This window comes from Erythrobacter sp. Dej080120_24 (assembly GCF_036322605.1).
GTDB lineage: Bacteria > Pseudomonadota > Alphaproteobacteria > Sphingomonadales > Sphingomonadaceae > Erythrobacter > Erythrobacter aurantius.
The window spans coordinates 2,797,219-2,821,872 of record NZ_AP027262.1 but is presented as its reverse complement, the minus strand read 5'-3'; the positions used below and the strand labels follow the sequence as shown (position 1 = coordinate 2,821,872).

Here is a 24,654-nt window from a genome sequence, read left to right as displayed (position 1 = left end):
GTGTGGCGCGTGAGCCACACAATGCTCTGGGATCGAGTTTAAAATGGCAGGCTTAATCTGATTGTTTCAAAAATAACTGAAAAATCAGATATATAAGATTCGCCTCTGGATAAGTGGCGGGATTGTGAATTGGTGATTTACGGATGGCATATTCTCCGCTATGAAAAAAATTGCAAACACGCGTAGATCGTGATGCGTCGGGGAGGTTTTAAGAATGGGATTCAAGCGTTACTCAGCCAACGCCCGCCTGCTTTGCGGAGCAGCAACGGGTCTGGCATTGATCGCAGTTGCCGCGCCGGTAGCTGCACAGTCCAATCAGGAAGGCGAAGACACTCAGGTCGCCGAAGGGGACAACCAGATTGTTGTCACCGGCATTCGCAGCGCTATCGAGACTTCGCTCGACACCAAGCGTGAGGCGAATTCGATCGTCGAAGTGATTTCGGCTGAAGACCTCGGTCAGTTGCCGGATCTTTCCATTGCTGACTCGCTCGCCCGCTTGCCTGGCGTCACCGCCCAGCGCGTTCGCGGTCGTTCGCAGCAGATCTCGATCCGCGGCCTCGGCCCGGATTTCTCGCTCGCGCTGCTCAATGGCCGTGAAGTCGTTTCGGCTGGCAACAACCGCGGGATCGAATTCGACCAGTTCCCGTCAGAACTGATCGGGCAGGGCATCGTCTACAAGACGGCTGACGCGCGTCTGGCGGCTATCGGTATCGCCGGTGCAGTCGACCTGCGTACGGTGCGTCCGCTCGATTACAAGGATGCACAACTTACTGCCTCGGCCACTTATGTCATCAACGACAGCGGCTCGCGCAATCCCGATTTCGCGGATGACGGCTATCGCTTCTTCGGTTCGTACATCGATCAGAACGCCGATGGCACTGTCGGTTGGTCGCTTGGCGTCACCGTCCAGTCCAATCCGACGCACTTCATTTCGCGCGAGCTCAAGACAAACCAGTTCCAGGTTTCGCGCGATGCAAACGGCTTGATCTATCCGTCGGACAACCCGCGTCAGGGCGCGGTCAGCCGTGAGTTCGAGCGTACCTCGATCGCGGGCTCGCTCCAGTTCGAGCCGAGCGATGACTTCGCTCTCATGTTCGATGCGTTCTACACCGACACCAAGGACAGCGGGATCTTCCGCGGGACGGAAACCCCGATTGCTTCCTGGAGCGGTGCGCAGTTTGACAGTGCTTCGGGCAGCGGTCCGTTTGCCGACAGCGCCACCTATTCGGCGGTCGTTCCGATCCTGCGTACCGATACCGAAGGCAGCGAAAGCGAGATTTTCGCGATCGGTGCCAATGCCGACATCAATGTCACCGACAATCTCAGCCTGATGGTCGATTACGGCTTTTCGACGCTGGATCGCAATGACATCGACTACGAAAGCTATGCCGGGACCGGCCGTGCCCGCAGCGGCGCGCAGGATACGTTGACCTTCTCCTTCCCGGAGAATGGCCGCTATTCGATCGACGGTCTGCTCGACTACACTGATCCTTCGAATGTCCTGCTGACCGATCCGGGTGGCTGGGGCCAGGTCGGCTTCATCAAGCAGCCGATCATCGGGGACGAGCTTCACCAGCTTCGCGCCGAACTCGGTTGGGAATTCGACGGCGGCCTGTTCGACAGCATCATTGTCGGCTGGCTGTTCACAGATCGCGAAAAGAACTTCGATTCGAACGAAGCCTTCCTGCGTCCGACCGCCGCTTTCGGAAATGGCCTGCCCGTTCCGACGAGCTCGATCCGCGGCGCGACCGACACGGGCGATCTGGGCCAGAACATTCTTGCCTATGACCCGTCGAACTTCCTGACCGACGGCACCTACAACGTCGAAAAGGCCACCTTCGACACCGAGTGGGTGGTCGAGGAGCAGGTCCACAATTTCTACATTCAGGCCAATATCGATGGCGATCTGGGTTCGATCCCGGTTCGCGGCAACATCGGCCTGCGCTATGCCGATACGGAACAGTCGTCGACCGGGACGATCGGTGGCGGTTTCACCAACACTGTTGATGCAAGCTATGATGACTGGCTGCCCAGCCTGAACCTCAGCTTTGAAGTGGCGCCGGATACCTTCATCCGTCTTGCTGCGGCAAAGACGGTAACGCGGGCCCGGCTTGACCAGATGGCGGCCAACCAGAACATCAGCTTCAATTCGTTGAGCTGTTCGGACACCGACGGGGATCAGTTCCCCGACACGGTGATCGGGTTCAACCCGCCGAGTCTGGTCTGCTTCAATCTGGGCGGGGGCAACCCGTTCCTGCAGCCGTATGAGTCGATCTCCTACGATATCTCGTTCGAGAAGTACCTTTCGCCCGGTTCGGCGATCGTCATTGCGGCGTTCCACAAGGACCTGTCAGACTGGATCATCGACTTCAACGAGCTGATCGATCTGACCCAGCCGATCCAGAACGCCGGTTTTGGCGATATCCTGAACAGCGCACCTGAACTCGCCACCGGCGTATTCAGCGGTCCGGTGAACTTCGCGGATGGAAGTATCACCGGTATCGAAGGCACCGTCCGGGTCGATTTCGGAGACGTCATTCCGGCACTCGAAGGCTTTGGCGGCTTCTTCAGCTACACCTATGCCGATGCCGAAGTCGAAGACCAGAACATGGTTCCGCTGCCCATTCCGGGCTATTCGAAGACGACCTGGTCGGGTGACCTGTTCTACGAACGCGACGGGTTCCGCGCCAAGGTTGCCGCGCGCTATCGCAGCGGTTTCCTTTCGGAAGTGCAGAACTTCGATGGATCGTTGAGCGGGGCCGATGCCCAGAACGAAACGATCATCGATGCTCAGATCGGCTACACCTTCCAGAATGAAAGCGGCCCGCTCAAGGGTCTCGGCATTCTGATCGAAGGCTTCAACCTTACCAACGAGCCGTTCGTCACCCAGAACGACCTGTTCGATGCGGGCGGCAATGTGGTCGGCACGCATCCGAGCCGTCACGAAGTCTACGGGCGGACGTTCAACGTCACGATCCGCAAGAACTTCTAAGAGCCCAAGAGGGTCGCATCTCCACGGACAAGGGCTCGCCGGAAACGGCGGGCCCTTTCTTTTTGGAGAGCGGTTTGTCCGGCTTTCTGGTCAGGATGCGAGCGGTGAAGGGCAGTACCGCGCAAGGAAGTCCGCATGAGTGGGCATTTCCGCCACGGCTTCCTGCATGGCACGGGCGATCATCTGCATCCGCTCCGCCACAGGTACACCTTCTCGCATGGAGGCGATCGCCGGAGCGCGCTGTGGAACGATTTCCTGCCCCAGATAAACCGCAATCCAGCTGGGATTGGCGAACAGTTCACGCTCGTCAGAAACCAGCATGCCGTGGCTGCGGAAATGGTCGATCTTGTATTGCAGGCTGTCGGGTATCTCCATCGCCGAGCAGTACCTCCACAACTCCGCATCGTTGCGCGTGGTGGCCTTGTAATGCAGGATCAGGAAATCGCGTATACGCTCGTATTCGGCGGTAGTCTGCCGGTTGTATTCCTGTGCCAACAGAGGCGACATGCCGCTGTCTGGCAGAAGTGCGATCAAACGCAGGATGCCGTACTGAATCAGATGCAGACTGGTCGATTCCAGCGGTTCCATGAACCCTGCGGAAAGCCCGATGGCGACGCAGTTCCGGTCCCAGAATTTGCGTCTGCGCCCGGTCACGAACCGCAATGTGCGCGGTTCGGCCAGAGGAGCGCCATCGAGCGACCCCATCAGGGTTTCGGTTGCATCTTCTTCGCTTATGAACTCGCTGCAGTGGACATAGCCATTACCGGTCCGGTGCTGCAGCGGGATGCGCCACTGCCAGCCTGCCGATTTCGCCGTGGAACGGGTGTAGGGCGTTATCTCCGCCTGCTTTTCGCAAGGCACCGCGATCGCCCGGTCACAGGGCAACCAGTGTTGCCAGTTCTCATATCCCGCTTTCAGCGTCTCCTCGATCAACAAACCGCGAAAGCCGCTGCAATCGATGAACAATTCGCCCGATACGACGGCACCGTTTTCAAGAGTGACGCTTTCGATGAAGCCATCCTCGGCGCGCTGGCTGACTGCGACCACCCGCCCTTCGAGCCGTGTTACCCCTCGCGCTTCCGAAAGACGTCGCAGGAAGCCGGCATAAAGCCCGGCATCGAAGTGATAAGCGTAATCGAATGTCGACTGGATCTTGCGCCGGTCGGCCTGTGGGTGAGCGAACTTGCCGGCTTTCGCCATCGCCCAGCACATCGAGAAATCATCGATTGGACCGCTGATTTTCCCGTCGAGGAACTCATGCATCCAGTGATGGTAGAACGGCACCTTGTCGAATTCCGCCCCGTATTGGCCGAAAGGGTGGAAATAGGAATGGCCGATCCTCGACCAGTCTACGAATTGGATGCCGAGCTTGTAGGAGCCCGCAGTCTCCTTGACGAAAGTGGCCTCATCGATGCCGATCCGCTGGTTGAAGTTGCGGATCGGAGGGATGGTCGCCTCGCCCACACCGACCGTTCCGATGGCTTCGGACTCGACCAGAGTGATCGAGCAGCTTTGCCCCACGGCATCTGCCAGAGCGGCTGCGGTCATCCAGCCCGCACTGCCGCCGCCAACGATTACGATGCTCTTTAGCGGGGAGTTTCCATCGGTCATGTCAGCCGCCGCAGCTTTCGCGGATCAGCAGGCTGGTCTCCAGCCTTTCGGAAATCGCCTGGCCACCTTTGGTGTCGATCAGCTTCGATACCAGCATCCTGCCAGCCAGATTGGTGTCCTGATCGATCGTCGTCAGTTGCGGGGTGACGAGCCGCGCGGCCGGGATATTGTCATACCCCACCACAGAAACATCGCCCGGAACCGTCCGTCCGGCCTTTACCAGCGCCCTTATGGCCCCGATGGCGATCAAATCGCTGGCTGCGAATACGGCATCGAATTCCAGCCCGCTCTCGATTGCGGATCGGGTGGCGGATTCGCCTGACTGGACGTCGAAGTGGGCGGGCAGGGTCAGTCTGTCGTCATAGCTGCGCCCGGCATTTTCCAGAGCAAGGCGATACCCGCGAAACCTCTGTTCGGCTTCGGGGGCTTCGGTGTCACCAAGGAACAGGACGCGTTCGCGCCCAAGCCGCAGCAGGTGCGAGGTGGCCCTGCGACCACCGGCGATATTATCCGAACCGACCGTACAATAGGCCGCATCGTTGAAGTCTGCCCCCCATACGACGAACCTGTCTGCTCCCCCGGCAAGCGAGTTGAACGCATCGTGGAGCGAGCTTTGCCCGATAAAGATCATGCCGGCTGCCCGGCTTGTCGTCATCGCGAATTCCAGATCCTCGGCAGAGCGCGGGAAGATGTGGCTGATCACCAGATCGACATTGCGGTCGCGTGCCGCTTCGGTGATCCCGGCAAGCAGTTCGAGGAAGAAGGGATCGGACACTCGCGTTTCACGGGCCTGCGGGGCGGGAACGATCACGGCGATGGTCGCATCGGCGCCCACAGGGCCATTGGGCATGTGGCTGCGGAAATCGTAATCGTGCTCGCGCGCGATGCGCCAGATTTCCTGCTTCGTCCGGCGCTTCACCGCCGGGCTGTCATTCAGGGCGCGCGATACGGTGGAGATCGAGACCCCGGCCTGCCGTGCAATATCCTCAAGCCGCGCGTTCTTCTTAGCCTTGAGTTCGGCAGAGCCCATTCGTTGTCATTCCCCTTGAACCGCCCAATAACCGGTTCTTGCTTCCATCCTATGGCGCACCGCTTCGGGCCTGTCAGCCTGTGTTTCGGTAGCTATCACCGTGCCAATGCGGAAACCGCTGGGAGGAGTCCAGTCAAGGGGGTGATACCCGAGGTTGAAGGCGCAAAGCACGTCCCCTCCGCGCGATCGCCGGATGAAGGCCACGATATCCTCGGGCGTATCCAGCAGTTCGCTATCCCCCGAAATCATCGCGGGCAGGGTCTTGCGCAGCGCCAGCAGCTTTCGAGTGTAGCTCGCAACTGAGCCTGGCTGTCCACTTTGCCGGTCAACCGCGCGCTCGGCATGGGCGGGATCGACTTTCAGCCAGGTGCGGTTGGCAGTCGAAAATCCGGCCTGCGGCTCCTGCGCGGCCCAGGGCATGGGAGTGCGAGCACCATCGCGGCCGAGTGTATGGGGCCAGTTGGCGATCGCTTCCGGGTCCTGCAAATCGGCGAAAGCGACGTGCCCCTGCGGCAAGCCCAGTTCCTCACCTTGATAAATGATCGGATTGCCGCGCAAGGACAGCAGCAGCAGCATCGCTAGGCGAGCTGTCTGGTCAAGATCTCCGTCACCTGCCCAGCGAGTAGTCGCGCGCGGTGCGTCATGGTTCGAAAACGCCCACGAAGGCCAGCCTTCGCCCGACGTCCCGTCCCAGTTGGACAGCGACTGCCTGACCCGCTCTGCCGTCAGATCGGGGGCATAGAGGAAGTCGAAATTATAGGCTGAATCGAGGCGCTGCCCGTCTGCTGTGAATGCCTTCATTTCGGCAAGCGGATCAGGCCCGCCGACTTCCGCAACGGTGAATCGACCGGGGTACTCGTTCATGGTGGCCCGGATGCGCTCAAGGAAGGCCGGGATATCCGGATGCGACTGGTTGAACTGCTTGATCTGCATGTCGAACGGGCGTGTCACCTGATCCATCGGCACGCCGGACGGCGGATTGTCGCGCAGCTGCGGATCATGCATGGAAAAATTCAAAGCATCGAGCCGGAACCCGTCCACTCCGCGATCGAGCCAGAACCGCGCCACATCAAGCAGCGCATCCTGAACCTTTCGGTTGTGCACGTTGAGATCGGGCTGGCTGGTCAGGAAATTATGCAGGTAGTACTGCCGGCGTGGTCCGTCCCACTGCCATGCGGACCCGCCAAAAACCGATTGCCAATTCGATGGCGGCGACCCGTCCGGCTTGGGATCGGCCCAGACATACCAGTCAGCCTTGCCGTTGGTGCGATCCCTGCGGCTCTCCTCGAACCATGGATGCTTGTCCGAAGTGTGCGAATAGACCTGATCAATGATCACCTTGAGCCCGAGTTCATGCGAGCGTTTGATGATCGCGTCGAAATCGTCAAAGTCACCAAAAATCGGGTCGATCCCGCAATAGTCGGCGACGTCATAACCGAAATCGCGCATCGGCGAGGTGAAGAAGGGTGAAATCCAGATCCCGTCGACACCCAGCGATGCGATATAGTCGAGGCCTTGCACCACGCCGCGCAGATCGCCGATGCCGTCGGCATTCGTATCGCGGAAGCTGCGGGGGTAAATCTGGTAGATCACCGCACCGCGCCACCATTCAGCCGTATCAGCGGGCAGCGAAGTGCGGTTCATTTCCAGGGGCTTGTTCACGGATCAGTCCTCATTCGCGCGGGCAATGCACCAGCCAAAAGCTGGCAATGCCAAGGCCACGCTGCCGGGTGCCGAAACGCTTGCCGGGCAATGGCCGTGCAGGGTTTCGAGCGTGCGTGCGCCGTAGCCTATGGTTGATCGTGCGTTGAGGGACGCAGCGGATGTGTTGAAAGCAAGCAGGTATTCGGTGCCGGTTTCGGGGTCAAACCGCGAAAAGCTGACCAATCCCGGCGCCGTGTCGTCGTAGCTGCGGGCCTTCTGGGTTCCGCGTCGCAGTGCCGGATGGCGGGCGCGGATCGCGGCCAATTCCGAGATCAGGCGATAAAGCGGGTGGGCAGTGTCGAAATTCTCGTCCGCCGTGGTTGCCTCGGTACCGATCAGCGCGTTGTCATTGTAGCTTTCGGTGAGACTTGCGAACATGTCCTCGCGTGCGGCCTGATCGTGTCCGTCGCCGACAAATCCCTGTTCGTCGCCGTAATAGATCACCGGATTGCCACGCAACGTCATCAGCATTGCGTGGCCAAGTCTTACTCTTCCCAGCAGTTCGGCTTGCGAAATGTCGGGATTGGCTGCTTTGACCAGAGTCGAGAAACGGCCCATGTCGTGATTGCCGAGGAAAGTGGGCATGGTGCGCGCCGCCGCTTCCCCGCCTTCGTAATTCACATCGCCATCGAACATGTCCACCAGCACCGACGGCGGAGCGCCTTCGGCCACAGCATCCGTCACCGCAGCCTGAAACGCGAAATCGAGAACCGCGGGAAATCCGTCGCGCCGGGTGTATTGGGCAAGAAAGCCGCTGTTGGGGCTGTCCGAATAGACTTCGCCAAAGATCAGGAAGTTCGGAACCCCTTCGTCATGGGCGGTTTCGAGCATTGCCGGAACAAACGCCTGCCAGAATTCCGGGTTCACATGCTTTGCGGTGTCGATGCGAAAACCGTCGATGCCGAACCGGGTGATCCAGCTGCGGTAGATCTCGATCATCCCTTCGACCACACGCGGGTGTTCGGTGTAGAGATCGTCAAGCCCGGCGAAATCGCCATAGCGGCTGCTTTCCCCGCTGAAGGTCGTGCTGCCGCGATTGTGATAATAGATCGGATCGTTGAGCCATGCTGGCACCTTCACCTCCCGCTCCGCTTCGGGGATTACGGGGGTGTAGGCATAGTCGGGCGAGGTTAGGCGGGCGAAGTTGTCCGGGGTCTGCACATCGTCGCCCAGGAACCCTTCATTGATGGTCTCGTCTGCGTTTCCAAGCCGTCGCGAATAGGGAAAATCGGCGAGGCTGCGATAGGCGTATTCGGCAAGGTCACCTTCTGCATAGCCGATCACGTCGGCGGTATGATTGGTGATGATGTCCATATAGACTTTCATCCCGCGTGCGTGGGCGGCATCGACGAAAGCCTTGAATTCCTCATTGGTGCCAAAATGCGGATCTATGCTGGTGAAGTCCGTCACCCAATATCCGTGATATCCGGCGCTTTCATTGCCTTGCGGGCCCTGCACAGGCTTGTTTTCAAAGATTGGGGCAAACCAGATCGCGGTTATCCCCATGCCTTCGAGGTAATCGAGACGGGCAGTCAGCCCTGCAAGGTCGCCGCCGTGGTAGAATCCCTTATGCGTCGGATCGAAGCCATGATCGAGCGGGCCGCCTTCGATGCCGCCGCGATCGTTGGCCGTGTCGCCATTGGCGAAGCGATCAGGCAGGACGAAATACACTATTTCGTCTTCCGGCAGCCGCTCACGCAGGCCGGGACCTTCTGTCGGCGCTTCCGTCATTGCCGTCGCTACGCCCGCAATACCGCTGAGCGCGAGCAGGCAAGGCAGCCAGATTCGCTTCATGTTGATGACCTCCCGGCGCTTCACTGCCACCTTGCGCAAAAATTTGCAAATCTTTGTGCAAATCAGAGGCCGGTGGAGGGTTTAGGAAAAAATGATTTTATTTCAGTGCTATGATATCGCACAATGAATTCTTCAGGCTCAATATCCTCAAGAATTTCGAAAGCTTCTTGCAAATTTTTGCATTCGCTGCAGACTGGCACTGCCGGATCAAACAAATCATAAGCCGGCAGGCATTGCGACGCAATGAGAGGGGATGGTCTCCTGCGCGATCATGGCGTGATCGTGCGTGAGCGAGAGAGGGATCGACGCGAATGACTGAAGCGGCAGGGCAAGGCTCCGGGCGCAAACCGGCGATGAATCCGGCGCAGATCTGGAACATGAGTTTCGGATTCCTCGGGATCCAGATCGGATTCGATCTTCAGAACGGCAATGTCAGCCGCATCTTCCAAACGCTTGGCGCGGAAGTGAACGAGCTTGCGATTCTCTGGATCGCCGCGCCCATGACCGGGCTGATCATCCAGCCGATCATAGGTCATTTGTCCGACAACACCTGGGGCCGGTTCGGTCGCCGCAGACCCTATTTCCTGATCGGGGCGCTGCTGGCGACTCTCGCGCTGTTCATCATGCCCAATTCGCCGACGCTGTGGGTCGCCGCAGGTATGCTGTGGGTGATGGACGCCTCGCTCAACATCACGATGGAGCCGTTTCGCGCTTTCGTCGGAGACAACTTGCCCGATCGCCAGCGCACGAGAGGTTATGCAATGCAGAGCTTCTTCATCGGTGTCGGCGCGGTGGTGGCAGGGGCGCTGCCTTGGGTGATGACCAACTGGATGGGCCTCAGCAACGTCGCACCCGCGGGGGAAGTTCCGGAAACGGTACAATGGGCGTTTTACATTGGCGGCGCCGCGCTGTTCGCAGCGGTTTGCTGGACTGTGTTCACGACCCGCGAATACAGCCCCGAGCAGCTCGCAGGGTTCGAGGCCGCCCGGCACGAAGCTCTCGGCATCGAGCCGGTGCATGCTGCCAGCACCCACCGTAGCGCCGCACAATTCCAGCGCGGCGGACTTGTGTGGATATTGATCGGGATAGCCTTCGCGGTCTTGGTCATGGTCGCACGCGGCGAACCGCGCCCGGCGTGGGTGGGAAGCGTCGAGGTTTCTAAGGAACTGTACGTCCTAGCAGGGTTGATCGCGGCATTCGGCCTGATCCAGTTGATCGCGTCGTTCCTGCGCAAGAGCGGAAATGACCAGAACGGTTTCATGGAAGTCGTGAACGATCTGTTCGCCATGCCAAAGACGATGCGCCAGCTGGCCGTGGTGCAGTTCTTCAGCTGGTTCGCCATGTTCTCGATGTGGATTTACGGCACGCCAGGCGTTGCCGAATTCCACTTCGCGTCGCCCGATCCTGCCACACGGGGGTATCAGGATGCGGCTGACTGGTGGAGCCTGCTGGGATCGGTTCGCAACGGGATCGCCGCATTGGCAGCGCTGGGTTTCATTCTTATCGCTGCAAAGATGGATCGCTGCCGTCTGCACGCGCTCAATCTCGGCATTGGTGCGGCGGGCTTTGCAGCGATGCTGCTGATCCGTGATCCGGCGCTTCTGTGGGTGCCGATGGTCGCTGTCGGGATCGCCTGGGCGTCGATCGTATCGCTTCCCTATGCCATTCTCGCAGGGTCTGTCCCAGCGCGGAAAATGGGCATTTACATGGGGATATTCAACATCTTCATCGTCGTCCCGCAGCTGATCGCAGCGACGCTGCTGGGTTTCCTGCTGACGACATTCTTCGACGGCGCACCGATTTACGCCATGGCGATTTCGGCGGTGTCATTCGCGCTGGCGGCGATTGCCACGCTGTTCGTGACGGACGGAACCACCGCCATTCTCGAACGCAATGCCAAACTGTCCGAGGCAGCATGATGCGCACCCTTTTTCTATCCCTCGGCGCTGCTCTGGCGCTTTCCGCATGCGCCAGCGAAGACGCAGGCGCTGATCGCTATGAGCCGCAGGCCTATGTCCAGACAACGCCGCCCGAATGGACGGCGGATGCGGTCATCTACCAGGTCAACACCCGGCAATTCACGAAGGAAGGCACCTTCAAGGCGGCGCAGGAACACCTCCCGCGGCTCGCCGAAATGGGTGTCGACATCGTCTGGCTGATGCCAATTCACCCGATCGGTGAAGTCAATCGCAAGGGTGGCATGGGCAGCCCCTATGCGGTGAAGGACTATCGCGCGATCAACCCCGATCTGGGTACGGAGGAGGAGTTCCGCGGCTTCGTCGATGCCGCGCACGGGCTGGGGATGAAGGTCATACTCGACTGGGTGGCGAACCATTCGGCCTGGGACAACCCGCTCACGCAAGCGCACCCTGAATGGTACACAAGGACCCCTGAAGGCGGTCTGATGCCGCCTGAAGGCACCGACTGGTCCGACGTGGTGGACTTCGATTACTCGCAAGCGGGCTTGCGCGAATACATGACGGGCAGCCTCGTCTACTGGGTGCGCGAATTCGGCATCGACGGCTATCGCGCCGATGTAGCGGGATATGTCCCGACCGATTTCTGGGAAACCGCGCGGGCCGAGCTCGATGCGGTCAAGCCGGTCTTCATGCTCGCCGAATGGGACAGCCGCGATCTGCATCGCAACGCCTTCGACGCGACCTATGCGTGGGAATGGAAAGAGGTGATGCAGAAGGTCGCGCGCGGGGAATCCGGAGCGGGCGCGATGCGCGGCTACTTCGCCGGGCAGAAAGTCAGCTGGCCGCATGCTGCGATGCGGATGATGTACACCGACAACCACGATCAGAACTCGTGGGACGGGATCGCTTCGCAGATTTACGGCCCGGCTTACGAGGCAGCGATCGCGCTGTCCTTCACCGCGCATGGCATTCCGTTGATCTACAACGGGCAGGAGGCGGACCTTGATCGCCAGCTCGCCTTCTTCGAGAAGGACGAGATCGAGTGGAAGCAGGGGCGTTACGATCCCCTTTTCCGCCAGCTTATCGCGCTCAAGACGGCCGAGCGTGCGCTGTGGAACGGCGATCAGGGTGCGCCCATGATCGATGTCCCCAATTCGGCGAGCGATGATGTCTTCGCCTTCGTCCGGGGGCAGGGCGCGGATCGGGTGTTTGCCGTGTTCAACCTCTCGCCAAGGGCGCAAGCTGTGCGGTTCGACCTCGCGCGGCATCACGGGGACTACCGCGACGCTTTGAGCGGTGATGAAATCAGTTTTGGTGCGGAGAGCGAGCTTGCGCTCGATCCGTGGGGATACCGGATTTTCACGGCCGAATAGGGCGTGATTCAAGGGATGGAGATGGGAATGCTGCGTTACTGGATCAGGCTGATCGCGCCGCTCGTCATGGCGATGCTGGGGCTTTCCCCGGTGCAGGCCGAAACCCTGACGGCGAGTTCGCCCGACGGCACGATCACGCTGACCGTAACCGATGATGGCGGCCATGCGAGCTACGCGATCACCCATGAAGGGCGTGAGGCGATCACCCCATCGCGGCTCGGCCTGCTGTTCCGCGATCATCACGGGTTCGAGCGCGATCTTGCCATCGCGCAAGTGACCCGTGCCTCGCATGACCAGACCTGGGAACAGCCCTGGGGCGAACGCCGTCTGGTGCGCGACAATCACGAGGAGCTGGCGGTAACCTTCGCCTCCACCACCGGGCCGGACCGCAGCATCACCGTGCGTTTCCGCGTGTTCGATTCCGGGGTCGGCTTCCGCTACGAGCTGGCGGAGCAGGATGCCTTCACCGGCCCGCTGGCGATCATCGACGAGCTTACCCAGTTCTCCATCGGGGCGGATGCGGATGCGTGGTGGACGCCCAGCCGCCAGTTCAACCGTTACGAGTACATCTATCGCACAGGCACCGCCGGCTCGGTTGACGACGCGCACACGCCTGCCACCTTCCGCAAGCCCAACGGCGTCCACATCGCCATCCACGAAGCCGCGCTGGTCGATTACTCGGCCATGTCGCTTCTCGCGCTGCGCCCCGGCAGTTTCGAAGCCGCGCTGCGCCCCGGATCTGACGGGATCAAGGTCCACACCTCCGCCCCGTTCAAGAGCCCGTGGCGCACCATCCAGATCGCGCCCGATGCGGTCGGGCTCATCAATTCGGACATCATCCTCAACCTCAACGAGCCGAACAAGCTCGGCGACGTTTCGTGGGTCGAGCCGGGCAAGTATGTCGGCATCTGGTGGGCGATGCACATCCGTGAGCGCACTTGGGGCAATGACGGGATCCACGGCGCCAACAACGCCGACACCATGCGCTACATCGACTTTGCCGCCGACCACGGCTTTTCCGGCGTGCTGGTGGAGGGTTGGAACATCGGCTGGGACGGCGACTGGTTCAACAATGGCGAACTGTTCGACTTCACCCAAAGCTACCCCGATTTCGACCTTCCCATGCTCAGCGCCTATGCCGCTGACCGGGGCGTGCGCATCATCGGGCATCACGAAACCAGCGCCAATGTCGCCAATTACGAAGCGCAGATGGAGGCCGCTTTCGACCTCTACGCCGCCAATGGCGTGCGCGAGGTCAAGACCGGCTATGTCGCCGATGCGGGCGATGTGGTGCGCATCAACGACGCGGGGGTTCGCACCTATGAATGGCATGACAGCCAGTTCATGGTCGGCCACCATTTGCGCGTGGTGGAGGCCGCCGCGCGCCGCCGCATCTCCATCAACGCGCACGAACCGGTGAAAGACACGGGCCTGCGCCGCACATACCCCAACTGGATGACCCGTGAAGGCGCGCGCGGCATGGAGTTCAACGCCTGGGGTTCGCCCCCCAATCCGCCCGAACACGAAGCCGTGCTTGCCTTTACCCGCATGCTGGCCGGGCCGATGGACTTCACACCCGGCATATTCGACCTGCGCCCCAACGAGCGCCCCCCGGTGCGTGAAGACATGCAGCGCGGCGATCCGTCCAACCGCCCGCAGACCACGCTGGCGAAACAGCTCGCGCTGTATGTCGTGCTCTACTCCCCGCTGCAGATGGCGGCCGACCTGCCCGAGAATTACGAGGCACGGCCCGAGGCCTTCCAGTTCATCAAGGATGTCGCCGCCGATTGGGAGGACAGCATCGCCCTGCAAGGCGAGGTGGGCGAATACGTCGCCATCGCCCGCAAGTCCCGCGCGGCGCAAGACGGCGAGGGCGAGTGGTTCCTCGGCGCGGTGAGCGATGCGAGCGCGCGCGATCTTGCCATTCCGCTCACCTTCCTTGATCCGGGCAAGCGTTACACCGCGCAGGTGTATCGCGACGCGGCCGACGCGCATTGGGATACCAACCCTTACGCCATGGTGATCGAGGAGATCCCGGTGACCAGCGCCGACACGCTGAGCGCGCGGCTGGCATCATCGGGCGGCCTCGCGGTGCGCTTCGTCAAGCAATAGGAGCTGCGGCAAGCCACCCCGATTCGACCGTTTCACCAGCCAGCCAAACCCAACAGGCTGGAACAGGTGGAACACGGTCCAGGGGATAAAACCTCCATTGTGTCACCATTGGCGCACAAAGTGTCACCTTTGGAGCAAGAGTGTCACCTTATCCGGGCAAAGTGTCACCCGAACGGGGCAAAGCGTCACTCTTTGGCGCGCAAAACTGTCACCCTTGCGCGGGGGCAAGTGTCACCCTGTTCGCAAGGTGGCCGAAACTGACGATGGCAAAGAGCGGGCGCGGATCATACCGCGCTGCACCGGGGTAGGAAAATGTGTTGGGGAGGCCCCTTGCACTCCTCTACCGTCACCCCGTGCTTGACACGGGGTTGGGCTTTCTTCGTTTCCGTCCTCGCCCAAGAGTAGCCAAGCCCCGTGTCAAGCACGGGGCGACGATAAGGCGAGGTGGATGCGATGGAGAGGGCTTCAGAGCGGCAGCTTTCGGGTTGCCGCTACGCCGCTGGTAATGACGAGATTTGGGTGGTTTTCTGCCGGATGTGTGCTTATTCAAAGCGAATGAAGAGTCTGGGCGCCATGTTGGTCCTGCCACTTTTGGGCTGCGCAACTGCGGCTGTCGTTAACGATAATGCTTCGGTCATAGCGGCGCCCACTGCGGAAGAGATAATCGCGCATGTCGAGGCGAGTTGGAGCGCCGACTACCGCTACAGGTTTGCGAACTTTGCGTCGCGTCGCGGAGATCCAGCAGAGTTGCTTTCAGTTTCGAATGTCATCTGCGGCACATACGACGGCCATCCTAATTGCAGCTTTGACGTGAACGGTAAGTTTGCAGACGGATCAGAAAAGCTCGTCAACCTATCATCGACCTTCGATCGTGACGAAAATGGGCGACTGAGGTCCATTGTTTTGTTGCTTCATGAGCGGCGAAACTGACTAGTCGGGGCGAAGCAGGCAGTGTACGCTTTGGGGTCGCAAGCCGAATTTCCGGTTTTTATGGCAAAACGGCTGAAGCTGCCGTCTCGCAAATCCTCTTCACCCACCTCCGCTCAGCCTGAGCTTGTCGAAGGCCATGCGCCGCGGCTAGCCAACGGGAATGGAATTCCACGCCTACCTCCTGCGGTGCAATGACGGCAGCTATTATGCGGGCCACACCGACAATCTCGAAACCCGCTTTGCTCAACATCAGTCCGGCGCGCTGGGCGGATACACCGCCAAGCGTCTGCCGGTTGTGCTGGTCTGGTCTCAAGCCTTTGCAAGCCGTGATGAAGCGTTTGCCGCCGAACGCCGGATCAAAGGCTGGAGTCGGGCGAAGAAAGAAGCGCTGATCGCCGGTGACTGGCGACGGATATCCGACCTCGCCCGCAACCGGCAGGGAGGCAAAGGCTAGGTTTGTACGCGGCCTTCGACAGGCTCAGGCTGAGCGGATATTGTGCCGCAATGTGGCACTAGTGCCGGTCTGCCGCTTGAGGTGGACATTCCCCCCCCCCCTGCAGTTCATCGAGAAATCGCGCGCTCTGGTTGATCGGTTTGGGCGCTGCGGCTTGATCCCTTGCGGATTGGCGGCAAAGGTGGGCGCTTTCCGGTTTTGCCGTCACATTCAAACGCTTCAGGGGCCATGCATCATGCCGTCATTCAACCCGCGCGTTGCCGCGCTTGCCGCCGCTTTGCTGTCCACCGCCGCCACTTCCCTCGCTGCCGAAGAAGGGTTCTATCAGCATCCGGCCGCGCGCGGCGATGTGCTGGTGTTTGCGAGCGAAGGCGATCTGTGGCGCACGGCACGCGGCGGGGGCAGCGCGATCCGGCTGACCAATCACGAAGGGGAAGAAAGCCACGCGCATATCTCCCCTGACGGCAGCATGATCGCCTTCAACGCGGGCTATGACAGCGGCGATGATATCTATGTGATGCCGGTGGCAGGCGGCACGCCGCGACGTCTCACTTTCGAAGGGGGCGGGTTGACGACAGTTGGCTGGACCCCGGATGGACGGGTGATCTTCGCCTCGCGCCTGCGCGGCAACGGGCAGGGCGAGGTGCTGCACACAGTCTCTCCCGCAGGCGGGGATATTCGCGCAATCCCGCTGTGGCGCGCCAATGATGCGACTTTCGGCAGCGATGCGGCAACATTGTTCTTCTCGCGCCGGGGCCTCTACGCCCGCGCCCGCGACAATGCGGTGCAATATCGCGGCGGCGGCATGGCGCAGTTGTGGCGCTGGAATGAAAGTGCCGGTGGCGAAGCGGTGCAATTGCTCGCCGATTTCGGCGCGCCGATCCGGATGCCGATGGCGCATGGCGGGCGCGTCTACTTCATCTCTGACAAGAGCGGGGCGGATGCCGTCTGGTCGGTGGCAGAGGATGGCAGCGGGGTGACGCAGCATTCCGCCGAATTGCCGTTCCCGGTGCTGCAGGCTTCCATCGACGGGGGCGAGATATTCCTTCAGAACGGGGCGGACCTGCATGTCTTTTCGACCGCAAGCAACGCGCTGTCGCGGCTGGAAATCGACATCGTGACCGATCGCGAGCAGACCCGCCCGCGCACGCTCGACAAGCCGCTGACCCAGATCGAGGCGGCGCGGATCACGCCCACGGGTGACAGCCTGACGGTGACGGCGCGCGGTGAAGTGGCGCTGGCCGCACCGCTCGCCCGGCGGCGGGTGGAACTGGCCATTCCCGACGGAGCGCGTGCGCGGGAGGCGGTGGCCGGGCCGAAGGGCGAGGAAGTGTTCCTCGTGCTCGATCGGGGGGAAAGCCGCGACATCGTGCGCATGGCGGGTGACGGTTCGGGCGAACCGCGGGTGATCGCAGGCAATTATGACGCGCACATCTGGTCTTTCGCGGTGGCGCCCGATGGCAAGACGCTGGTGGTGTGGGACAAGGATGCGCGCCTGCAGAAAGTCGATGTGGCGACGGGGCGGGTGACGCTGCTGGCGCAGAACGAGACGGGATCGGACAATGTCTTTTCCGATGTCGTGTTCTCCGCCGACGGGCGCTTCATCGCCTATGCCGAGGCCGGATCGGAGAATTTCGGCAATGTCAGCAACATCTATGTCCAGAACCTTGCGACCGGGGAACGGGTGAAGGGGACTTCGGGCAAGTTCAACGATTACGCCCCGGCGTTCTCCGCCGATGGCGCGTGGCTCTATTTCATTTCCGATCGCAATTTCGATCCCGAACCCGGCAGCCCGTGGGGGGATCGCAACATGGGCGTGTCCTTCCCCAATCGCGGTGAACTGCACGCGCTGCAGCTGGATCCGGGAGCGGATTTTCCGTTCCGGCAGGAAAACGAGCTGACGGGCAAGGGCGAGGATGAAAAGAGCGGCTCCGGGTCCGAAAAGCCCGAGGATGAAGACAAGGCGGACGCGGACAAGCCCGCCGCCAATGTCGTGCTGAGCGGGCTTGCGGCGCGACTTTACAAGCTGCCGGTGAAGCCGGGGGCAAGCCGGACGCTGCTGGCAACGGACAAGTTCCTCTACACCTACATGGACGACAAATGGGTTTCGATCGCGATCAACGGGAATGATGCCAAGGTCGAGACTTTCGCCGCAAAGGCGCTGGGCCTGCAATTGTCCGCCGATGGCAAGACCATGGCCGTCGCGCTGGAGGGCGGGGCGGGGCCGCGTTTCGCGCTGGTGCCTGCGGGGGCGAAGATGCCCGACGAGCTGGACGACAAGACCGTGCGGCTGGGCGACTGGAAACTGACGATCGATCCGGTTGCGGAATGGCGGCAGATGTTCCTCGACGCGTGGCGGATGCACCGCGATTTTGCCTATGACCCGGCCCTGCGCGGGGTCGATTGGGACGCGGTGCGCGCGCAGCACGAGCCCTTGCTGGACCGCATCGGCCACCGCGCCGAACTCAACACCATCCTTGGCCAGATGGCCTCACAGCTGGGCATTCTGCACAGCCAGGTGCGATCGGGCGATCTGCCGGAGGATGGCGAGAACAGCGAGATGGCGTTCCTCGGCGCGGAATACACGCCGGTCGCAGGAGGCTTGCGGATTGACCGGATCTATCGCGCCGAAGCCGATCTGGTCGGCCTGCTCCCGCCGCTGCGCCGTCCCGATGTCGATGCGCGCGAAGGCGATGTCATCCGCAAGGTGGACGGGCGCGCTATCGCCTCGCTCGCCGACCTGCGGCTCGCGCTCGCGTCCAAGGCGGGGCAGCAGGTGCGGCTCGATCTGACCCGTGGCAGCGCCGCTGTCAGCACCATCGTCACCCCGATGAACGCGGGCGGGCGCGCCATGGCCGAATATTACGACTTCACCGAAGATCGCAAACAGGCGGTGGAGCGGCTTTCGGGCGGCAATATCGGCTATGTGAAGCTGCGCGCGATGGGCAGCGGCGACATCGCCAGCTTCGCGCGAGATTACTTTGCGCAGCTCGACAAGGACGGGCTGATCATCGACGTGCGCAACAACAGCGGCGGCAATATCGATTCCATCATCGTCTCGATGCTGATGCGGCGCGCCTGGGCGTTCTGGGGCGCGCCGGACGGCACCGGCCAGATGACCACCAACATGCAGAACGCCTATCGCGGCCATATTGCGGTGCTGATCGACGAACGCACCTATTCCGATGGCGAAACCTTTGCCGCGGCGGTGAAGTCGCTGGGGCTGGGGCCGCTGATCGGGACGCGCACGGCAGGGGCAGGCATCTGGCTGAGCGACCGCAACCGGCTGACCGACAATGGCGCGGTGCGGATCGCCGAATTCGCGCAATACGACATCAACGGCAACTGGATCGTCGAAGGATACGGCATTGCGCCCGATTACGAGGTCGAAAATCCGCCTCACGCCACTTTCAACGGCGGCGATGCGCAGCTAGAGGCGGCTATCGCGCTGTTGCGTGACCGGATTGCGAATGAGCCGGTGCCTGCCCTGGTGCCGCGTCCGCTCAGCCCGCTTGGCACTCCGGCACGCGATGTCACGCCGCTGGATCGATAGACGGAATCGAATTGATGATGGATGCTCTTGAACAACGCCTTGCCGCCGCTCCGGTGGTGCCGCTGATCGGGGAAAACGATCCGGCCCGCGCGGTGAAGACCACGCAGGCGCTGGCCGATGGCGGCCTCAGCGTGATCGAGGTGGTGATGCGCAGCCCCGGCGCGCAGGCGGGGATGGAGGCGATCCTTGACCAGACCGAGGGGCTGATCGTCGGCGCGGGCACCGTGCTCACGCTCGATCAGGCGAAATCGGTGGTGGCGAGCGGGGCGCAGTTCATCGTTTCGCCCGGCCTTGTCGATGAAATCGCGCGCTATTGCATCGACGAAGGCATCCCGTTCTTCCCCGGCACAATGACAGCCGGAGAGGTGCAGCGCGCCTATGCGCTGGGCCTGCGCAAGGTGAAATTCTTCCCGGCGAGCCTTGCCGGCGGAGTACCCATGCTAAAGGCGTTCAGTTCCGTCTTTGGCGAAATGCGCTTCATGCCTACGGGCGGCGTTTCGGCGGCCAACCTTCCCGATTTCCTGTCTGTCCCCAGCGTCATTGCTTGCGGTGGCAGCTGGCTGACCCCGGCTAACGCGATTGACGCGGGCGATTATGCGCAGGTCACGGCGCTGGCGCGTGAAGCGGTGGACATCGCCCGGAAGGCGCGCGGATAAATTCTTACCGGATCCGCAGCCGTAACAGGTTGCGATCCCCTGCGCGGGTGTAGGTGATGTCCTCTCCCCAGGCGCGGACGATGGCGAGGCCCACGCCGCCGCCGGTGTGCGGGTCCGGCCCGTCGAATCCCCCCTGCTTGGCCGGGTCGAACGCGGCCCCGTCATCCTCCAGTTCGAGCACCACCGCGCCGCCGACATCGTCGAGCGAAAGCCACAGGGAAAGATCGCGATCGGTGCCGCCATGGCGCAGCGAATTGGCGACGAGTTCTTCGACAACGATTGCCGCTTTCGTCCGTCCGCGTTCGTCGAGACTGCTGTTCGGGAGAAAATCACGAGCAAATTCAAGTGCTTCAAGAATCGCGGAGCGCGGATCCCTGCCACTGGCCACAAATGCTGAAAATCGTCTCCTGTGATCCATGATTCTATGCTAACACACCTTACGAACGGGGGGATACATGAGAAAGTTGAGCTTGCTTGTCGCTGCGATGGCCTGTGTGGTTGCGCAACCGGCCATGGCTGAAATCGGTCGCATAAAGAACGTAACCAGCGGAGTCGAAGTGATCCGCGATGGCCGCGCAATCCCGGCGCGCCCCGGCCTGAAGCTGGAACAGGGCGATGTCATTTCCACCGGCACCAGCGGGCGGGTGGGCATCACCCTTGCTGACGATTCGCGCATGGCCATGGGACCGAACAGCCGCATCACACTGGACGAATTCGAATATGACCGCCGCCGCCAGACGGGCCGTTCGGTGACTTCGGTCAATCGCGGATCGCTTGGCGTGACATCGGGCAACATCACCCGCACGGGTCGTGACGCGATGCGGGTACGCACACCGACTTCGACGCTGGGCGTGCGCGGCACGACATTCGTGGTCGAGGTGGCCGAATGATGCGGCGGGGCGTCGTTGTCGCCGCCGTTTCGCTTGCCCTTTCTGCTTGTGTCGCCGGGGACAAGGTTACCCTGCTGGAAAGCCCCGAGGGCAAACCTGTCGGCGCGGTTGCCGTGCTGCAGGAAGGCGGACAGGAAACTGTGCTGGACCGGGCGAACCTTCAGGCGAGGCTGACGCGCGGCAACCCCCGCGTGCGCCAGCTTGACGAGATCGATCCGGCCTATGCCCGGCTGATCGCCGATCTTCCGCCGCCGCCTTCGCCGCTGATCCTGCGCAACCTGCCCTTTGGCGAGATCACTCTGACCGCGCAGCAGATTACCGACATCAAGGCGCATCTTTCCGATCTCGACAGCCGCCCCGGATACCAGATCCTTGTGCGCGGCTTCACCGATTCCGTGGGCGACGAGGCGGTGAACACGCAATTGTCGCAAGACCGGGCCGAACAGGTTGCCCGCATCATTCGCGCCGAAGGTTATACCATCGCCGATGAAGACGTGATCGGCATGAGCGAATTCGACGCGCGAAGGCTTGACGGGGACGAGGTGCCGAACCCTGACCTGCGCCGGGTCGAAGTGATCATTCGCTGATCGCCGATCAGTGATCTGATCGCTCCTGCGGGCCCAGAAAGCGCAGGGTGAAGATCGTCAGGTCGTCGCTCGGGTCGCTTTCACCTTCGAACGCCCGCACCGACGCGGCCAGATGCGCCGCGCGGCCGGGCGCGGTCCCGTCGGCGCTGGCTGCAAGCGCGGCGACCACCCCTTCGACCCCGAACAATTCGTCCCGCTCGTTTGCCGCTTCGGTCGCGCCGTCGGAAATGACCACCAGGGTTTCCCCGGCGTCGAGGCGGAAACTTTCGGCGCTGTAGGGAAAGTCGATCACGCAGAACGGCGGACCGCCCCGCATCGCCAGTGTTTCGACCTCGCCCGAGGCGCGAACCACCATCGGGTTTTCGTGTCCGGCGTTGATCAGTTGCAGATCGCCGGTCGAACAATCGAGCGTGCCGACCAGCATCGTCAGGCCCATTTCCTCGTCCGCTTCGTCCATCAGATCGAAATTTAGCGCGCACACGGCCGCTTCGAGCCCGTCGCCTGCGCGGGCGAGATTGCTTTTGGAAAGTGTTTTCGAAAGCGCCATGAACAGCGCGGCGGGCACGCCCTTGCCGGTGACATCGCCGACAAGGAACAGCAGCAGATCATCGCTGACCTTGACCGCGTCGAAGAAGTCCCCGCCGACCGATTTCGCCGGTTCCAGCACGCCGGCGATATCCGCCCGGTGGTCCAGCCGCGACAGCACCTTTTCGCCCGGCACCATGCTCATCTGGATGCGCCGTGCAGCCTCCAGTTCGCCCCGCTGTTCGGAGGCACGCACCCGTTCTTCTACCAGTTCGGATGCGAGCCGTGCCCGTTCGGCGCGGGCAAGGGCATAGCGCGTCGCCACCAGCGCGATGGCCGCCGCCGCCGCCACCATCAGCGGGCGCACCGGATCGAACAGCAGATTGGCGCCGGTATAGGCGGCAAAGGCGCCAACCGGGATCAGGGCTGCCGATCCAAGCGCCACCCAAAGCAGCCAGTTGCGCGCCGTCCATCCGGCTGCCAGCACCAGTCCCGCCAAAGCCAGCGCGGCGAGCACTTCCAGCAGCACCATTGATGAAGGCCGGGTCAGCCATTGGCCTTCGATCATGGCATCGACGGCCATCGCCTGCACCAGCACGCCATCGACTTCGCTTTGCAGCGGCGTGGCGACGATATCGTAGGTCCCCGTCGCGCCGACGCCCACCAGCACGGCCTTTCCGGCGAAGACATCGGCGGGCAATTCGCCCCGGAACAATTGCAGCGCCGAATATTGCGGGACGCTGGAATTGTAGCCCATCTTGAACGCGAAATTCCCTGCGTCATCGGCGGGCAGGGCGCGTTCGCCCAGCATCAGCCTGCCGTCCTGCCAGCGCAGGCTTTCCTCGCCCAGCGCGACGCGGGCGATCTCCAGCGCAAAGCCCGGCGCCTGTCCCGAACCGACCTGCATCGACAGGGGAACCCGGCGCACCACACCGTCGGCATCGGGTTGACCATTGACGACGCCTTGCCCCAGCGCGGCCAGATCAAGCTCTGGAATGCTGGTGAATATCCTTTGCGTGGCGAGCGTGCCCGGCGGGGGCGTGCCTTCGATCGGGGTGTTGAAGAAGATTTCGTCGGCATCGACCCCGGCGTCCTCGATCGCGACGCGGGCCATCACGCTTGGCTGTGTGCCGAGGACATCGGCAAACACATTGTCCATGTTGGGCAGCGCCAGAACGGCGGCGCGTGTCGCCGGGTCCAGTTCCTCTTCAAGATAGACCTTGGCAAAGGCTTCGGGCCGGACGGGATCGGGTTCGATGAAGTAGATGTCGATCCCGATTGCAGCAGGATCGCTGCGGCCGATCAGCTCGATCAGCTGCGCCATCTGGTAACGCGGCCAGGGCCATGATCCGCCTTCGGCCACGCTTTCATCGTCGATCAGCACCACGGCGACATTGTCTTCGCTGATTTCGCGCGGGGCGAGTTGCTGCATGGTGTCGAACGCCAGTCGCCGTTCGAAATTGCCCGCGAAAAAGCTGATCAGCGCGCCCAGCAGCGCCCCGGCAAGCACCGCCCGGACGACAAGCGCGCGGGCACGGGTCTGGCGATTGGTGTCAGAGCTGGACACAGAGCCCGTCATAGGAACACAGCACTTCCAGTTCGGACTGGTTGCGCGTCAATTCCTCGTACCGGATCGTCTCTGCATGCATCCGCTGGATGTCGGCGTCGCTGTAGGTCGGTTCGTGGTGGAACAGCGCCAGCCGCCGCGCGCCCGCTTCGTGGCACATGTCCACCGCGACGATGTTGGACGAGTGGCCCCAGTCTTCCTTCATGGATACGCTGTCAGCCAGCGAATACATCGTGTCGGCGATCACCAGATCGGCCCCGGCGATGAAATCGACCATCGCCGATTCCTCTTCCATCCGGTCGATCTTGTATTCTGCATCGGTCGAATAGATCGCCACGCGGCCCGATTTGTCGCGGAAACGATAGCCATAGCTGTCGTGGCTGTGGTTCTGCTTGATCATGGAAACGGCCAGTTCCCCGATCTGGTATTCGCGGCCGGTTTCCAGCGTATGGAATTCGATATTCGCCCGCAGCCAGTCGAAGGGAACCGGGAAGGAAATTTCTTCCTGTTGGCGGCGCAGCGCCTCTTCGGCGTCGCTGTGGCCGGCGTGGATGATGACTTTCGCCCCTTCGACGAAGGCAGGGACGAAGAACGGGAAGCCCATGATGTGGTCCCAGTGCAGGTGGGACAGGAAGAAATGCCATTCCTTGGGCCGGTTTCCGTCCGACAGGCGGCGCAAGGTGTCCAGCCCGTATTCGCGCAGTCCCGATCCCATGTCGCAGACCACGAAAGCACCCGCACCCACGTCCACTTCGACGCAACTCGTCGCGCCGCCATAACCCTGGCCGACGGCGAATTCGAGTTCGTTACGGGCGTAATCGAGCGCGGCGGCCTTGTCGGTGAAGGTCTTGCCGCTGGCATGGAGGAGCGCGTCTGCGACCTTGTCGGTGATTGTCGAGGCGTGCGGTGCAACCGGCAGCGATCCGCGCGTCCCCCAAAACCGGATCTGCATACTCC

The 24,654-nt window shown here is 61.8% G+C and carries 17 protein-coding genes; 10 read left to right on the top strand and 7 right to left on the bottom strand.

Annotated features, from left to right (window positions below):
* Positions 1–214: 214 nt before the first annotated feature.
* On the top strand, positions 215–2,992 hold the full coding sequence (locus tag AABA34_RS13505) for a TonB-dependent receptor (RefSeq protein ID WP_338303033.1): 2,778 nt from the start codon (positions 215–217) through the stop codon (positions 2,990–2,992).
* A 90-nt stretch (positions 2,993–3,082) separates the two neighbouring features.
* Here the strand turns inward: AABA34_RS13505 and AABA34_RS13500 are convergent, their stop codons facing one another.
* The 4 genes from AABA34_RS13500 to AABA34_RS13485 are packed head-to-tail and all read right to left on the bottom strand — an operon-like array spanning position 3,083 to position 9,131.
* Positions 3,083–4,603, bottom strand: coding sequence for a tryptophan halogenase family protein (locus AABA34_RS13500; RefSeq protein ID WP_338303032.1), 1,521 nt, complete (start codon positions 4,601–4,603; stop codon positions 3,083–3,085).
* A gap of 1 nt (position 4,604) precedes the next feature.
* Positions 4,605–5,633 carry a LacI family DNA-binding transcriptional regulator gene (locus AABA34_RS13495; protein WP_338303031.1) on the bottom strand — a complete coding sequence of 343 codons (1,029 nt, stop codon included), beginning with the start codon at positions 5,631–5,633 and terminating at the stop codon, positions 4,605–4,607.
* Positions 5,634–5,639: 6 nt separating this feature from the next.
* Positions 5,640–7,277: an alpha-amylase family glycosyl hydrolase gene (locus AABA34_RS13490; protein WP_338304747.1), complete on the bottom strand. Its 1,638-nt coding sequence runs from the start codon at positions 7,275–7,277 to the stop codon at positions 5,640–5,642.
* A 21-nt stretch (positions 7,278–7,298) separates the two neighbouring features.
* Positions 7,299–9,131 (bottom strand): alpha-amylase family glycosyl hydrolase, encoded by a 1,833-nt coding sequence (locus tag AABA34_RS13485; RefSeq protein ID WP_445083737.1) that lies wholly within the window; start codon positions 9,129–9,131, stop codon positions 7,299–7,301.
* Between the two features lie 311 nt (positions 9,132–9,442).
* Here AABA34_RS13485 and AABA34_RS13480 point away from each other — a divergent pair, with 311 nt between their 5' ends.
* The 7 genes from AABA34_RS13480 to AABA34_RS13450 all read left to right on the top strand — a co-directional run bounded on the left by AABA34_RS13480 (position 9,443) and on the right by AABA34_RS13450 (position 20,128).
* Positions 9,443–11,050 (top strand): MFS transporter, encoded by a 1,608-nt coding sequence (locus AABA34_RS13480; protein ID WP_338303030.1) that lies wholly within the window; start codon positions 9,443–9,445, stop codon positions 11,048–11,050.
* On the top strand, positions 11,047–12,423 hold the full coding sequence (locus tag AABA34_RS13475; RefSeq protein ID WP_338303029.1) for an alpha-amylase family glycosyl hydrolase: 1,377 nt from the start codon (positions 11,047–11,049) through the stop codon (positions 12,421–12,423). Before AABA34_RS13480 ends, AABA34_RS13475 begins: the two co-directional genes overlap by 4 nt.
* Positions 12,424–12,450: 27 nt before the next feature.
* On the top strand, positions 12,451–14,535 hold the full coding sequence (locus AABA34_RS13470) for a glycoside hydrolase family 97 protein (protein WP_445083782.1): 2,085 nt from the start codon (positions 12,451–12,453) through the stop codon (positions 14,533–14,535).
* 444 nt (positions 14,536–14,979) lie between these two features.
* Positions 14,980–15,465: a hypothetical protein gene (locus tag AABA34_RS13465; protein ID WP_338303027.1), complete on the top strand. Its 486-nt coding sequence runs from the start codon at positions 14,980–14,982 to the stop codon at positions 15,463–15,465.
* A gap of 160 nt (positions 15,466–15,625) precedes the next feature.
* A complete protein-coding gene (locus AABA34_RS13460) occupies positions 15,626–15,919 on the top strand; it encodes a GIY-YIG nuclease family protein (protein WP_338303026.1) in 294 nt (97 codons plus the stop codon).
* Positions 15,920–16,154: 235 nt separating this feature from the next.
* Positions 16,155–19,472, top strand: coding sequence for a S41 family peptidase (locus AABA34_RS13455; RefSeq protein WP_338303025.1), 3,318 nt, complete (start codon positions 16,155–16,157; stop codon positions 19,470–19,472).
* A gap of 14 nt (positions 19,473–19,486) precedes the next feature.
* Entirely contained in the window at positions 19,487–20,128 is a 642-nt protein-coding gene (locus AABA34_RS13450) for a bifunctional 4-hydroxy-2-oxoglutarate aldolase/2-dehydro-3-deoxy-phosphogluconate aldolase (RefSeq protein WP_338303024.1), read from the top strand.
* Between the two features lie 4 nt (positions 20,129–20,132).
* On the opposite strand, the gene AABA34_RS13445 is transcribed toward AABA34_RS13450, so the two are convergent.
* Positions 20,133–20,516, bottom strand: a complete 384-nt coding sequence (locus AABA34_RS13445; RefSeq protein ID WP_051699975.1) for an ATP-binding protein — start codon at positions 20,514–20,516, stop codon at positions 20,133–20,135.
* Between the two features lie 67 nt (positions 20,517–20,583).
* Here AABA34_RS13445 and AABA34_RS13440 point away from each other — a divergent pair, with 67 nt between their 5' ends.
* Positions 20,584–21,018: a FecR family protein gene (locus AABA34_RS13440; protein ID WP_338303023.1), complete on the top strand. Its 435-nt coding sequence runs from the start codon at positions 20,584–20,586 to the stop codon at positions 21,016–21,018.
* Complete coding sequence (locus AABA34_RS13435; protein ID WP_338303022.1) at positions 21,015–21,605, top strand: OmpA family protein; 591 nt, start codon at positions 21,015–21,017, stop codon at positions 21,603–21,605. The genes AABA34_RS13440 and AABA34_RS13435 overlap by 4 nt, the downstream gene beginning before the upstream one ends.
* Before the next feature lie 7 nt (positions 21,606–21,612).
* On the opposite strand, the gene AABA34_RS13430 is transcribed toward AABA34_RS13435, so the two are convergent.
* The gene (locus tag AABA34_RS13430) at positions 21,613–23,697 is read right to left on the bottom strand and encodes a CHASE2 domain-containing protein (RefSeq protein WP_338303021.1); all 2,085 of its coding nucleotides are present in this window, start codon (positions 23,695–23,697) and stop codon (positions 21,613–21,615) included.
* On the bottom strand, positions 23,684–24,649 hold the full coding sequence (locus tag AABA34_RS13425) for an MBL fold metallo-hydrolase (protein WP_338303020.1): 966 nt from the start codon (positions 24,647–24,649) through the stop codon (positions 23,684–23,686). Before AABA34_RS13425 ends, AABA34_RS13430 begins: the two co-directional genes overlap by 14 nt.
* Positions 24,650–24,654: the final 5 nt, after the last annotated feature.